Origin of the sequence: Collinsella sp. SGI.184, assembly GCF_050313415.1 — a bacterium.
Taxonomy (GTDB): domain Bacteria; phylum Actinomycetota; class Coriobacteriia; order Coriobacteriales; family Coriobacteriaceae; genus Collinsella.
The window spans coordinates 83,681-95,903 of sequence record NZ_JBNPLJ010000003.1 but is presented as its reverse complement, the minus strand read 5'-3'; the positions used below and the strand labels follow the sequence as shown (position 1 = coordinate 95,903).

The 12,223-nt window shown below is 58.8% G+C and carries 13 protein-coding genes; 10 read left to right on the top strand and 3 right to left on the bottom strand.

All coding sequences use genetic code 11. The annotated features are described in order from the left end of the window. Nucleotides 1-180: 180 nt before the first annotated feature. From ACQRAJ_RS01745 to ACQRAJ_RS01725, 5 genes are all read left to right on the top strand, one after another. A complete protein-coding gene (locus ACQRAJ_RS01745) occupies nucleotides 181-1,395 on the top strand; it encodes an iron-containing alcohol dehydrogenase (RefSeq protein ID WP_117794788.1) in 1,215 nt (404 codons plus the stop codon). Nucleotides 1,396-1,546: 151 nt separating this feature from the next. Then, nucleotides 1,547-2,614: a glycerol dehydrogenase gene (locus ACQRAJ_RS01740; protein WP_427747547.1), complete on the top strand. Its 1,068-nt coding sequence runs from the start codon at nucleotides 1,547-1,549 to the stop codon at nucleotides 2,612-2,614. Nucleotides 2,615-2,765: 151 nt separating this feature from the next. Then, nucleotides 2,766-4,019 (top strand): 4Fe-4S binding protein, encoded by a 1,254-nt coding sequence (locus ACQRAJ_RS01735; RefSeq protein WP_427729133.1) that lies wholly within the window; start codon nucleotides 2,766-2,768, stop codon nucleotides 4,017-4,019. A gap of 114 nt (nucleotides 4,020-4,133) precedes the next feature. After that, nucleotides 4,134-5,210: a redox-regulated ATPase YchF gene (gene ychF / locus ACQRAJ_RS01730; protein ID WP_370450661.1), complete on the top strand. Its 1,077-nt coding sequence runs from the start codon at nucleotides 4,134-4,136 to the stop codon at nucleotides 5,208-5,210. 11 nt (nucleotides 5,211-5,221) lie between these two features. Then, nucleotides 5,222-5,605, top strand: a complete 384-nt coding sequence (locus tag ACQRAJ_RS01725) for a DUF1648 domain-containing protein (protein WP_154517947.1) — start codon at nucleotides 5,222-5,224, stop codon at nucleotides 5,603-5,605. Between the two features lie 9 nt (nucleotides 5,606-5,614). Here the strand turns inward: ACQRAJ_RS01725 and ACQRAJ_RS01720 are convergent, their stop codons facing one another. Next, entirely contained in the window at nucleotides 5,615-6,004 is a 390-nt protein-coding gene (locus ACQRAJ_RS01720) for a hypothetical protein (protein ID WP_195838610.1), read from the bottom strand. 76 nt (nucleotides 6,005-6,080) lie between these two features. Here ACQRAJ_RS01720 and ACQRAJ_RS01715 point away from each other — a divergent pair, with 76 nt between their 5' ends. Next, nucleotides 6,081-6,299 (top strand): helix-turn-helix domain-containing protein, encoded by a 219-nt coding sequence (locus ACQRAJ_RS01715; protein ID WP_427719445.1) that lies wholly within the window; start codon nucleotides 6,081-6,083, stop codon nucleotides 6,297-6,299. Between the two features lie 317 nt (nucleotides 6,300-6,616). Here the strand turns inward: ACQRAJ_RS01715 and ACQRAJ_RS01710 are convergent, their stop codons facing one another. After that, nucleotides 6,617-7,630, bottom strand: a complete 1,014-nt coding sequence (locus tag ACQRAJ_RS01710) for an asparaginase (RefSeq protein WP_154517941.1) — start codon at nucleotides 7,628-7,630, stop codon at nucleotides 6,617-6,619. A gap of 268 nt (nucleotides 7,631-7,898) precedes the next feature. On the opposite strand from ACQRAJ_RS01710, the gene guaA reads away from it, so the two are divergent. Beyond that, nucleotides 7,899-9,497 (top strand): glutamine-hydrolyzing GMP synthase, encoded by a 1,599-nt coding sequence (gene guaA, locus ACQRAJ_RS01705; protein WP_427747546.1) that lies wholly within the window; start codon nucleotides 7,899-7,901, stop codon nucleotides 9,495-9,497. 505 nt (nucleotides 9,498-10,002) lie between these two features. On the opposite strand, the gene ACQRAJ_RS01700 is transcribed toward guaA, so the two are convergent. Then, nucleotides 10,003-10,416 (bottom strand): helix-turn-helix domain-containing protein, encoded by a 414-nt coding sequence (locus ACQRAJ_RS01700; RefSeq protein WP_427729137.1) that lies wholly within the window; start codon nucleotides 10,414-10,416, stop codon nucleotides 10,003-10,005. 135 nt (nucleotides 10,417-10,551) lie between these two features. Here ACQRAJ_RS01700 and ACQRAJ_RS01695 point away from each other — a divergent pair, with 135 nt between their 5' ends. From ACQRAJ_RS01695 to ACQRAJ_RS01685, 3 genes are read left to right on the top strand one after another with little or no spacing between them, the layout of a single operon-like run. Next, nucleotides 10,552-10,758 (top strand): hypothetical protein, encoded by a 207-nt coding sequence (locus ACQRAJ_RS01695; protein WP_024963414.1) that lies wholly within the window; start codon nucleotides 10,552-10,554, stop codon nucleotides 10,756-10,758. Beyond that, nucleotides 10,739-11,818, top strand: coding sequence for a site-specific integrase (locus tag ACQRAJ_RS01690; RefSeq protein ID WP_241688558.1), 1,080 nt, complete (start codon nucleotides 10,739-10,741; stop codon nucleotides 11,816-11,818). Before ACQRAJ_RS01695 ends, ACQRAJ_RS01690 begins: the two co-directional genes overlap by 20 nt. A gap of 2 nt (nucleotides 11,819-11,820) precedes the next feature. Continuing rightward, the gene (locus ACQRAJ_RS01685; RefSeq protein ID WP_058985406.1) at nucleotides 11,821-12,192 is read left to right on the top strand and encodes a plasmid mobilization protein; all 372 of its coding nucleotides are present in this window, start codon (nucleotides 11,821-11,823) and stop codon (nucleotides 12,190-12,192) included. Nucleotides 12,193-12,223 lie beyond the last annotated feature (31 nt).

The following is a 12,223-nucleotide window of genomic DNA, read 5'->3' as shown; positions in this document are numbered from 1 at the left end:
TGTCGACTTTCGGTAAATAACTGACCAACCAGAACGGTAAAATACTATTTGTCTGAGCGTTGAGACGTTTAGACATCGCGCATTGTCATCGCCGGCAACGCGCAAAACGGTCCTAACGGAGCCAATCGGGTGCTCCGTTATATACGCAAGTCTAAGAGGGGCTTGTTTAGGAGGCACAGTATGGGACGTTTTACCAATCCTCGCGATCTGTACTTTGGTGAGGGCGCTCGCCACGAGGTGAAGAACCTCAAGGGCAGCAAGGCCATCATCGTGACCGGCGGCGGCTCCATGCGCCGCGGCGGTTTTTTGCAGGACGTCGAGGCCGACCTCAAGGAGGCCGGTTTCGAGGTCAAGCTGTTCGAGGGCGTCGAGTCCGATCCGTCCGTCGAGACGGTCATGAAGGGCGCCGAGGCCATGACCGAGTTCCAGCCCGACTGGATTATCGCCATTGGCGGTGGCTCGCCCATCGATGCCGCTAAGGCTATGTGGCTGTTCTACGAGTATCCCGAGGAGACCTTCGAGGAGGCAGTCGTCCCGTTCTCCTTCCCGGAGCTCCGTCAGAAGGCTCACTTCTGCGCCATCTCCTCTACCTCCGGCACCGCTACCGAGGTCACCGCGTTCTCCGTCATCACCGACTACGCCAAGGGCATCAAGTACCCGCTGGCCGACTTCAACATCACCCCTGATGTCGCCATCGTCGACCCCGAGCTCACCTACACCATGCCCGCCAAGCTGTGCGCTCACACCGGTATGGACGCTCTGACTCACGCCATCGAGGCCTACGTCTCCACCGCTGGTTCCATGTACACCGACGCCAACGCCCTGCATGCTATCCGCGAGATCGTCGAGTGGCTGCCCAAGTCCTATCAGGGCGATCATGAGGCCCGCCAGCACATGCACGACGCCCAGTGCATCGCCGGCATCGCCTTCTCCTCGGGTCTGCTGGGCATTGTCCACTCCATGGCTCACAAGACCGGTGCCGCCTTTGAGGGCGACCACATCATCCACGGTTGCGCCAACGCCATGTACCTGGGCAAGGTCATCCAGTTCAACGCCAAGGACGCTCGCGCCAAGAGCCGCTACGCCTTCATCGCCAAGGAGATCCTGCACCTCGCCGGCGAGACCGAGGACGAGCTGGTCGAGGCTCTGGTCCAGGAGATTCGCGACCTCAACGACAAGCTCGACATCCCGCAGGGCATCAAGAACTACGGTGCCAAGGGCGTGAAGGCCGACGAGTCCATCATCGATTACGATGAGTTCGAGGCTAAGAAGCACGACGTTGCCGCCAACGCCATCCTCGACGCCTGCACGGGCTCCAACCCGCGCCAGCCGTCTCAGGAGGAGATGGAGCAGCTGCTCGAGTGCGTCTACACCGACACCCCGGTCACGTTCTAATCGGCACACATTGTTCTGATAAGGGTCTCGCGCTCTGTGCGCGGGACCCTTTTTCTATGGTGCAATCTAACCTGTCCTCAATGCGCCAAGTTGCCACAAGGGGACAGGTGGCTTTGCACCAATCGTTGTTTGATGAAGGGCGGATTCTCGTATGGCGCTTCCTATGGTTTATGGCGGTCCCGGCCGGTATGTTCAGGGGCCGGGCGAACTTTCGCGTCAGGGCAGATATTTGTCATGGTTGGGCTGCGCTGCCTATGTCTTGTTTGACCAGGGCACCGAGGATCGGCTGTGCAGGCAGATCGTCGATGGATTTCTGGACGAAGATCTAAGCGAGCCGTTCTTTAAGATTTACAACGGCCCGTGTACGGAAGAGGCCGTTGTCGAAATGGCTAAGGAGGCCCAGTCTGAGTATTGCGACATGGTGGTGGGTATTGGCGGCGGCAAGATGCTCGATATCGCCAAGGCCGTTGCGTTTTATGCCGAGTTGCCGTTGTGCGTATGCCCCACGGCGGCTTCGATGGACGGTCCGTGCAGCGCGATTTCGGTGCTGTATCACGAGGATGGGTCGTTCGACCGCTATCTGATGCTCGAAAAGAATCCAGATTTGGTTGTGGTCGATACCGGCGTGGTCGCGGCAGCCCCGCTGCGTATGACGGTCGCTGGCATGGGCGACGCACTGGCAACGTATTTCGAGGCGCGTTCGTGCGCCGCGGCGCACGGCGCCAACGAGCACGGTGGCGCGCCGGGACACTTGGCCTTGGTTGCGGCTCGTGCCTGCTATGACACACTCATGGAGTGCGGCGTCGCTGCCAAGCGCGATCTTAAAAAGAGTCGTATATCGCCGGCGGTTGAGCGCCTGATCGAGTGCAATATTCTGCTCTCGGGTGTTGGCTTTGAGAGCGGTGGCCTAGCGCTTGCCCATGCCATCGCCAACGGCCTGACGATTCTGCCCGAGTGCAAGGCCATGCATGGTGAGGCCGTGGCATTTGGTCTGGTGGTGCAGCTTCGTTTGGAGCGCGCGCCCGAGCTTGATCAGGTGCTCGAGTTTTGCCAGCGCGTGGGTCTGCCGACGACACTCGAGGAGCTGGGCCTTGGTGAGATTTCCGATGATGACCTGCTGAGCGTTGCGGACGCAACTTTTAAGAACGAGCGCAATATGGCTAACGAACAGGCCAAGGTGACCAAACAAAAGCTCGTGCAGCTCATGTGCGAGGCATAGCTTGGCGCTTGATTGACCTTGTGCAATCGAGGCGGCGATAGGCCATAGGCTATTTGTCTCAAAGATGCGCCGCATGTAATTTGCCCGAGGCGTGGGCCGATGGCGTATCATTATCTCTTGCTTGTTTGCACTGCTCAGGGAGGGGCCGCGCATGGCGCAGGAACACGATCTGTTTGATGACATTATCGAGATCAGCAAGGGTTTCGACTTTCTTAAAAACCCACTTGGCGGCGTGACCGATGCGCTCGATCCGTCGGCGCCGCAGTGGAATCCTGCCGACTATAAGGAGCGTCCGCGCGGCAACACCATTCCGTGCCTGACCTGCAAAAACGAAAAGAGTGGCTGCTCCGCGTGCATGGATGTGTGCCCGGTCAACGCCATCGAGGTCGAGGAAGACTCCATCGAGATTCTCGACTCCTGCCGCAAGTGCGGCCTGTGTGCCGCTGCCTGCCCGACCGAGGCGATCATCTCGCCGCGCCTGGCGCCCAAAAACCTGTATGACGACATTGTCTCGGCGGCAACGAGCCACGAGACCGCCTACGTTACCTGCACGCGCGCCCTCAAGCGTATGCCGCGCGAGAACGAGGTCGTCGTTGCCTGCGTGGGCGATATTACGGCCGAGACCTGGTTCTCGGTACTGGCGGACTATCCCAACGTGAGTGTGTACCTGCCCCTGGGCGTGTGCGATAAATGCCGCAACACCGGCGGCGAGGATATCCTGGGCGAGGCGATTGCGAAGGCTGAGGAGTGGTCTGGCACGGGTATGGGCCTGGAGGTCGACCCCAAGAACCTCAAGTGCCATAAGCTCCGCGAGTACGAGCGCAAGGAGTACATGGAAAAGATTGCCCGCACGACGGGTCTGACGGTGACCAAGCTCAACCCGGCGACGGCGGCGCTGGCCTCGGTGACGCAGAAGTTGAAGGCCCATCGCCATCAGATCACCCAGCTGGAGCGCACGCTCAACACCATGTGCGGCACCACGACGGCAAAGCGTCGCCGTTCGCTCACGCATGGGCGGCAGCTGGTGCTTTCGACACTGCAGAACCATCCCGAGCTTGCCCAGAACATGCAGGTGAGTACGCCTGAGTGCGATTTTGACAAGTGCACGTCGTGTGGCGAGTGTGTCAATGTATGCCCCACGTTCGCCTGCGATTTGGTGGGAAGCGGCCGCTTCGCGTTGGAGTCCACGTATTGCTTGGGCTGCGGCGCCTGTGTCAAGGTTTGTCCCGAACATGCGCTCAAGCTGGTCGAACACGATGCGTCCAACTTGGTTGTCGTCGACCCCGAAGCCGAGGAAAAGGCCGCTCAGAAGGCCAAAGCCCACGAAGAGGCCCAAAAGGTAAAAGCCGAGGCGAAGGCCAAGCTCGACAAGATGCTCGACCAGGTGGAGAAGCTCGCGGACTAGCCAGCTACCCCAATCTCTGCTTCATTTGCGCCGCCGCGGTGTCCGGATTCGCCCGGATGCTGCGGCGGCGCTATACTTATGCAGTTTGAAGTACCTGTACCAAAAGGAGCTGTCGTGTCCCTTTCCATCGGTATCGTGGGCCTGCCCAACGTGGGCAAGTCGACGCTGTTCACCGCGCTTACCAAAAAGACCGGCCTTGCCGCCAACTACCCGTTCGCCACGATCGACCCCAACGTGGGTATCGTCGATGTGCCCGATAGCCGCCTGCAAAAGCTTGCTGACATTGTCAACCCTGGCCGCATTGTGCCGGCTACGGTCGAGTTTGTCGACATCGCGGGCCTGGTGAAGGGTGCCAACGAGGGCGAGGGCCTGGGCAACCAGTTCTTGGCAAACATTCGCGAGACCGACGCTATCTGCGAGGTCGTGCGCTACTTTAAGGATCCCAACGTCATGCGTGAGGTGGGTCGCACGGGCGAGTTCGTCGATCCCGCCGGCGATGCCGACACCATCATGACCGAGCTTATCCTGGCCGACATGGGCACGCTCGAGAAGCAGCTGCCTAAGCTCGAGAAGGAGGCCAAGCGCGACAAGGAGCTCATGCCCAAGTTTGAGGTCGCCAAGCGCCTGCTTGCCTGGCTCAACGAGGGCAAGCGCGCCGCGTCCATGGAGATGACCGACGAGGAGCGCGCCGCTGCCAAGGGCCTGTTCCTACTCACCATGAAGCCCATCTTGTATGTGGCCAACGTGGACGAGGACATGCTCAACGAGGAGCTGGCGCCCATCGATGGCGTCAAGCCGCTGCCGATCTGCGCCAAGATCGAGGCCGAGCTTTCCGAGCTCGATCCCGAGGATGCGGCCGACTACCTGGAGAGCCTGGGCCTGGAGCAGCCCGGCCTGGACGTGCTCGCGCAGGCAGCCTACAAGCTGCTCGGTCTGCAGTCGTTCTTTACGGCTGGCGAGATGGAGGTCAAGGCCTGGACGGTGCGTCAGGGCGCGACCGCCCCGCAGGCCGCCGGTGTCATTCATACCGACTTTGAGCGCGGCTTTATTAAGGCCGAGGTCATTGGCTATGACGACTACATCGAGCTCGGTGGCGAGCAAGGTGCCAAGGCTGCAGGCAAGCTGCGCATCGAGGGCAAAGAGTATGTCATGGCCGATGGCGACGTCGTGCACTTCCGCTTTAACGTGTAAGGACGGCGAGCATGTTTAAATATGGAAAAAAAGCTGGCTACATGGGCATCGCGCTGCTGGTGCTTGCAGTGCTTCCGCTGGTGGTCGCAGCGTTTGTAATCCCCAACATTGGTCCCGAGGTGGCAACAAAGTTTAATGCCGCCGGTGAGGTGACGCGCTGGGGCAAGAGCTACGAGCTGCTGGCGCTGCCGGTACTCAACCTGCTGCTGAGCGTGGCGACGTACTTTACGGCGGGACGCCAGGCAAAGAACAATGAGGACTCCGCCGCCATGGCGCGCATCGTGTGCGAGCGCTACCTGCGAAACGGCTGCATCACGGGCGCATTCCTCAACGTAATTAACGTCTACTTTATGTATTCGGCGATTACCGGCACAGGCTTTGGCCTGGGCTTTTAGCTTGCGCCTTTAGGCAACGAGCCTGCAAGCATATTCGATGGCTGCTGCGAGGCCGCCGCTCGATCGTGGTTGAAAGACCACATCGGCGGCGGCCTCGTTTTCGTATCCGGCACCGCGAAGGCAGAGCGCGATACCGGCTTCCAAGAGAAGGGGCAGGCCACACTGGCTGGTTGCGATTACGGCAGCCTGATTGAGTGAGCAGCCGTGCGCTTGGCATTGGATGGCAAGTTCACCTTGCGCCGGGCAAGGGACCAAAACGGCGGCGACGCGACTTGATAGCAATGCAAATGCTGTGCGCTCATCGGGCGAAAGGCATTCTGCTTCAACGACGACGAGCTTGGGCGGTGCGCTGTTTGTGCGAAGCGTGGCTCGGTACATGCGGACCGAAGAACCCGACATAGAAAACTCCTGTATATTGGGCAAAACGTAAACTATAGTTTACGTTTTTGTTTTGCTCCATTTCAAACTCGTCTGCATGAACGAACATGCGAAACAGATTCTTGGCGAGCGAGTCGAGCGGACGCGCAAGGCCCTTGGTATCTCCAAGGTCGATTTTTGCGTGGCGGTTGGAATCAGCCGACCTTATCTCGATCAAATCGAAAGCGGAACGGCAAACAGCACGCTCGAGATTTTATTTAAACTTGCGCCCGCGCTTGGCATGACGGTGTCAGAGCTTCTCGAGGGCATTGAGTAGGCGTTTTTGCCAGATTTGTCGTTTGCTGAACGGGTCCCCCCGACGGCGGCGTGCAAAAACCCGAGTATTCAGCATCCCTCAATAAATTGACAGCAACCGAAGGCGCAAATACGATGCTTGCTGTTTTGGATTATCCACAAAATTCATTATTATGAGGAATAATAGACGCATGGGACGAGCCTATCGAACCGAAAAGCGATTTACAGCTAGCGGTTTTAACGTTTCTGGAAGGGGCGGGTGCTGAAAACTCCGCTTTTTGCACGTTCCGAGAGGTACCACGTGCCCCATAAGGCCCAAAGAGGCGGATTTTGTTTTAGCTACACCATCGGGATGCGGTCATGGTTGACCTGGCTGTAGAACAGGCGCTGAATCTCGGCCGCATCACGTGACTGGCCGAGCGCCCACATGGTCTTGGCCACGAGCGTTTCGGTGGTCATATCGTCGCCGCGCAAAATACCCGGATGGTCGGCGTAGGCACGGCCGACCTCATAAACACCCAGATCGAGGCCCTCTTCGGGGACCTGTGTGGTCATAACGACGGTGCGACCCGAATCGACCCAGCGGAAAATCGCCTCCTGGAATGACTCGCCGGACTCGCCAAACTCGGGAATACCGCCAATGCCAAAGGTCTCCAGAATTACGGCGTCGTAGCTATCGGTCAGGGCGTCCAATATGCCTGGATTCACGCCGGGCGTGAGCTTAAGGACAAACACGCGCGGGTCGATACTGTCGTAGAAACGAACCGGGCTCTCATTCTGGTGAGTGCCGTGGAGCCCGTTGCGCACGATGCGGTCGTTGCGGATGTAGGCAATGGGCGGATAGTTGACGCTGATGAACGCGTTAAAGCTCATGGTGCGCTGCTTGCGGGCGCGCGTGCCGGCGATGGCCACACCGCCAAACACGATTGAGACGTCGTGCGAATGCTCGTCGAGCGCATAGAGCAGGCTCTGGTACAGATTGAGCTTGGCATCGGTAAAGGGGTTGCCCATGGGCTTTTGCGAGCCGGTGAGCACGATGGGCTTGGGGCTGTCCTGAATCAGGTAAGAAAGCGCCGCCGCGGTGTAGCTCATGGTGTCGGTGCCGTGCAGAATCACGAAGCCGTCGTGGTCAGCATAACCCTCGACGATGACGTCGCGGATACGCATCCAGTCACTCGGACGCATATTGGTGCTGTCGATGTTCATGGGCTGCACGACGTCGAGCTCGCAGAGGCCCGAGATCTCGGGGACGCTCTGGGCGAGTTCCTCACCGGTTAGGGCGGGGGAGAGGCCGTTACCGTCCTCGGTCGATGCGATGGTGCCGCCCGTGGCGATGAGAAGGATGCGCTTCATGTTGGTGTTCCTATCGTATTTGCCGCCCCAGAGGCGGAGTCGTTCGGCAGTATTGTGGCACAGGGTGTCCAATGTTCAAACGTATTACATCATCTGTAACGTTTGATAACACTTCAATTGCCGTCAAATAGGGGCCCTGGTCGTGCGTTTGCCGTGCGCTGACGGCTGCGAGGGGCGAGAAACCCCATATAACGTGTACACTATGGAGGTTATTTTCGTTCATTCACGCGGGTGGGCACCGGCTCCCCGCCAAAAAGAGGGGGAAACCATGGATCAAAAGGCTTCCGCAAAGGTCCTCGTACTCGACTTTGGTGCGCAGTACGGTCAGCTCATTGCCCGTCGCGTCCGCGACCTCAACGTGTATTCCGAGATTGTTCCCTGCGACATCTCGGCCGATGAGATTCGCGAGATGAACGCCTCTGCGCTCATCCTTTCCGGCGGCCCGGCCTCCGTGTATGCCGAGGACGCTCCGTCCATCGATCCTGCCATCTTTGACCTGGGCCTTCCCGTCCTGGGCTTCTGCTACGGCCATCAGATCACGGCCGTGACGCTCGGCGGCAAGGTCGGTCACTCCGAGGTGGGCGAGTACGGCCGCGCCACTATTACGCGCACTGCCGGCGCCAAGCTCTTTAACTCCACGCCCATGAAGCAAACCGTGTGGATGAGCCACCGCGACGCCGTGTCCGAGGTGCCCGAGGGCTTTACCGTTACCGCCAGCACCGACGTGTGCCCGGTTGCCGCCATGGAGTGCCCCGAGCGCAAGATTTTCACCACGCAGTTCCACCCCGAGGTCAAGCACTCCGAGTACGGTCAGCAGCTGCTGAGCAACTTCCTGTTTGAGATCTGCGGTCTGGAGCCCAACTGGAGCATGGACAACCTGGTCGAGACCATGACGGCCGAGTTCCGCGAGAAGGTCGGTAACGACCGCGTGATTCTGGCCCTGTCCGGTGGCGTCGACTCCTCCGTCGTGGCTGCGCTGGGCGCTCGCGCCGTGGGCAAGCAGATGACCTGTGTGTTCATCAACCACGGCCTGCTGCGCAAGGGCGAGCCCGAGCAGGTGGAGGAGGTCTTCACCAAGCAGTTCGATGTCGACTTTATCCACGTTCACGCCGAGGACCGTTATGCCGAGCTTCTGGCCGGCGTGACCGAGCCCGAGGAGAAGCGCCGCATCATCGGTACTCAGTTCTGGAAAGAGTTCTTCGCCGTGGCGCAGCAGCTCGAGACCGATGGCAAGCCGGTCAAGTATCTGGCTCAGGGCACCATCTACCCCGACATCATCGAGTCCGGCGCTCGCAAGACGGGCGGCAAGACGGCCACCATCAAGAGCCATCACAACCTGATCCCGTTCCCCGAGGGCGTACACTTCGACCTCATTGAGCCGCTTGATCACTTCTTTAAGGACGAGGTCCGCGCGCTTGGTCTGGCACTGGGCCTGCCGGGTCATATCGTGTTCCGTCAGCCTTTCCCGGGCCCGGGTCTGGCCATCCGCATCATCGGTGCGGTCGACAAGGAGAAGCTCGAGATCCTCAAGAACGCCGACGCTATCGTGCGCGAGGAGCTGGATGCCTACAACCAGCGCCTGTTTGAGCAGACCGGCGAGCGCAACTCCGAGCACAGCTGCTGGCAGTATTTCGCGGTCCTGCCCGACATCAAGTCCGTTGGCGTTATGGGCGACGAGCGCACCTATCAGCGCCCGATCATCCTGCGTGCCGTCGAATCCAGTGATGCCATGACCGCCGACTGGGCCAAGCTGCCCTACGAGGTGCTGGCCCGCATTTCCGGCCGCATCGTGGCCGAGGTTCCCGGCGCCAACCGCGTGTGCTATGACATCACGTCCAAGCCGCCCGCGACCATTGAGTGGGAGTAGTCGAAAGGCTATTTCGAGGCGTCGAATTTCCGTCCGCTGAGTACCGCAGAGTGTCGCAGCGTACGGAAGAAACGCAAAGCCCCCAGCAACTTGGGGGAATAAATTGAGCGAGATACCCCCGATTTCCACTTGAAATCGGGGGTATTTTTTATGCTTTGACCTGCTGTTTTAGGAAGTTTTACTCCTAATTGCCGTACAGGGCGGACATGGCGGCACCCCACGGACGGGGAGTAAAAGGTTTGTTGGGGGAGTAAATTGTCCCAGTCGCCTGTCCCAGTGGGGCAAAACGGACCCCAAAACTCAACTGAAACTCAACGGGGCGAAATATGGTGGCTTTTCAGCAAAACCGCAGGTCAACAATGGGGAGTAAAAAATTACTCCCCCAAGCGATTTTATCGGCTTTAACCCACTTCGAATGGTGGGTTTCGGGCATAAGAAAAGCAGGTGTTTCACTCCCAATTGCGGGGGTAAAGCCACCTGCTCGCGTTTCAGTAAATATTTACTCCTAGAATTTGGCCTTCCAGTCGGCGTATTCCTCCGGCGTGATCTCTCCGGATTCCAGCTCGTTTCGCTTTGCGGCCCAGGCCTTGAGCATCTGGGCCGTCTTGGGCGCCTTCTCGGCAGACGCGTCGATAGAAAGACCAGAGCCATCCTCAGCGGGCACGATGCCGAACTCGTCCTCCAGCTGCAGAAGGAGGCCCAGGAGGTCTCGGGCGTTCTCTACCCCGAAGTCCTTCAGGGCAAGCGGGGAGATGTCGAGGGCTTCGGCAATGGCCTCCACCTGAGGCTGCTTGGGGGTCCTGAAATCCGTCTCGTAGTGGCGGATCGCACCCTCCGAGACGCCGATCCTCTCGCCCAGTTCTCCCTGGTAGAGCCCGCGCAGCTTGCGGTAGTACCTGATCTTCTCGCCAGTCGTCATCTTCCCTCCTGAAAATCTAAACCTCGTAATTCTAGCACCGTACGCAAACGTACGCAATTTCTTGACAGTACGAAAGCGTACGATTATGATTCGCTCATATCAAACGTACGTAATCGTACGATATTAGGAGGACAAATGAACCAGGAAGAAAACAGGCCCACCATGCTCAACGCCGAGCAGGTCGCACAGAGGCTGAACATGTCGAAAGGGTTCGCCTACAAGATCATCCAGGAGATGAACGAGGAGCAGATCAAGAAGGGTCGCGCGGTGGTCAAGGGCCGCGTCCGCTCCGACCACTTCGAGGCAAGATTCTTTGCCGGTGATGAAGATGCCCGTATATAGAAGCGAGAACGGGACGTTCTACTCCCAGTGCTTCTACCGCGACGGCAGGGGCGCGAAGCGGCACAAGGTCAAGAGGGGCTTTGCCACCGAGCTCGAGGCGCTCATGTGGGAGAAGGACTTCCTTGCTGTCCACAACGGCACCATGGACATGCTCTTCGCGGACTTCGTCGACGTGTACGCCACCGAGATCAAGCCTCGAATCAGGGAGCACACCTGGCTGACCAAGGAGTACATGATCAAGGACAAGATCATCCCCTTCTTCGGGAAGATGAGGATGTCCGAGATCAAGCCCATCGACGTCGTCCGCTGGCAGAACCAGCTTATCGACCACAAGGACGCCAACGGGAAGCCGTACTCGGCCACCTACCTCAGAACCATCAACAACCAGCTGAACGCCATCTTCAACCATGCCGAGCGCTACTACGACCTGACGGGCAACCCGTGCAGGAAGGTAACGAAGATGGGCTCGAAGAAAGGCGGAGAGATGAACTTCTGGACGAAGCAGGAGTATCTGAGGTTCTCGGAGGCCATCATGGACAAACCTCTTTCCTTTTACGCTTTCGAGGTCCTCTACTGGACAGGTATCCGCTGTGGAGAGCTCCTCGCCCTCACCCCATCCGATTTCATCTTCGAGACCTCGGAGCTCAGCATCACGAAGTCGTATCAGCGTTTGAAGGGCATCGACACCATCACCGACCCGAAGACTCCGAACTCCGTGCGAAGGATCGCCATGCCCAAGTTCCTCGCCGAGGAGATGAAGGAGTACCTGGAAGACTTCAGAGACGACCTTGGTCCCCATGATCGCATCTTCGACGTGACGAAGTACTACCTGACGCACGAGATGGAGCGCGGATGCAAGGAGTCCGGAGTCAAGAGGATCAGGGTCCATGACCTGAGGCACAGCCATGTCTCCCTGCTCATCGAGATGGGCTTCTCCGCGTTGGCGATCGCTGATCGCGTTGGCCACGAGAGCACCGATATCACCTACCGTTACGCCCACCTCTTCCCGAACAAACAGACCGAGATCGCCAACGCTCTTGAGTGCACCAAGGAGGGCTAGCCATGCCCTGCCCCAACTCTGCACGCAAGAGGTCGAAGACCATGGCTTTCAGGGTGAGCCCGGAGGAATACGAGCGGATCACCAATTTGGCCAAGTTGAGCGGGATGGACAAGCAAGATTTCATCATGGCCAAACTGATGGATCACGAGATAGTCGTAAGACCCTCTACGAGGGTCTACAAGGCCTTGAAAGACGCAATGGCGGAAATATACCAGCAACTGCTCAGAATCCGCGCAGGAGGCGAGCTGGACGCCTCAATGGAGGAAACTATCGGACTGCTGGCGAAGTTCTTTGACGGCCTTGCGCCAGCTGCAGACACCACCAGCAATATCGACCGAGAATACGAAAGTGTTTGGGATCTTGAGAGATACTAGGGTGTCCGTTGGTAGGGACAAGGTGCCATCG

What these genes read in the sequence shown, in the direction of transcription:
- ACQRAJ_RS01745 (WP_117794788.1), top strand. Translation starts at nt 181, where the DNA reads ATGGGACGTTTTACCAATCCTCGCGATCTGTACTTTGGTGAGGGCGCT.
- ACQRAJ_RS01720 (WP_195838610.1), bottom strand. Translation starts at nt 6,004, where the DNA reads ATGTCGGGTTCTTCGGTCCGCATGTACCGAGCCACGCTTCGCACAAAC.
- ACQRAJ_RS01710 (WP_154517941.1), bottom strand. Translation starts at nt 7,630, where the DNA reads ATGAAGCGCATCCTTCTCATCGCCACGGGCGGCACCATCGCATCGACC.
- ACQRAJ_RS01735 (WP_427729133.1), top strand. Translation starts at nt 2,766, where the DNA reads ATGGCGCAGGAACACGATCTGTTTGATGACATTATCGAGATCAGCAAG.
- ACQRAJ_RS01695 (WP_024963414.1), top strand. Translation starts at nt 10,552, where the DNA reads ATGAACCAGGAAGAAAACAGGCCCACCATGCTCAACGCCGAGCAGGTC.
- ACQRAJ_RS01685 (WP_058985406.1), top strand. Translation starts at nt 11,821, where the DNA reads ATGCCCTGCCCCAACTCTGCACGCAAGAGGTCGAAGACCATGGCTTTC.
- ACQRAJ_RS01725 (WP_154517947.1), top strand. Translation starts at nt 5,222, where the DNA reads ATGTTTAAATATGGAAAAAAAGCTGGCTACATGGGCATCGCGCTGCTG.
- ACQRAJ_RS01700 (WP_427729137.1), bottom strand. Translation starts at nt 10,416, where the DNA reads ATGACGACTGGCGAGAAGATCAGGTACTACCGCAAGCTGCGCGGGCTC.
- ACQRAJ_RS01690 (WP_241688558.1), top strand. Translation starts at nt 10,739, where the DNA reads ATGAAGATGCCCGTATATAGAAGCGAGAACGGGACGTTCTACTCCCAG.
- ACQRAJ_RS01740 (WP_427747547.1), top strand. Translation starts at nt 1,547, where the DNA reads ATGGCGCTTCCTATGGTTTATGGCGGTCCCGGCCGGTATGTTCAGGGG.
- guaA (WP_427747546.1), top strand. Translation starts at nt 7,899, where the DNA reads ATGGATCAAAAGGCTTCCGCAAAGGTCCTCGTACTCGACTTTGGTGCG.
- ACQRAJ_RS01715 (WP_427719445.1), top strand. Translation starts at nt 6,081, where the DNA reads ATGAACGAACATGCGAAACAGATTCTTGGCGAGCGAGTCGAGCGGACG.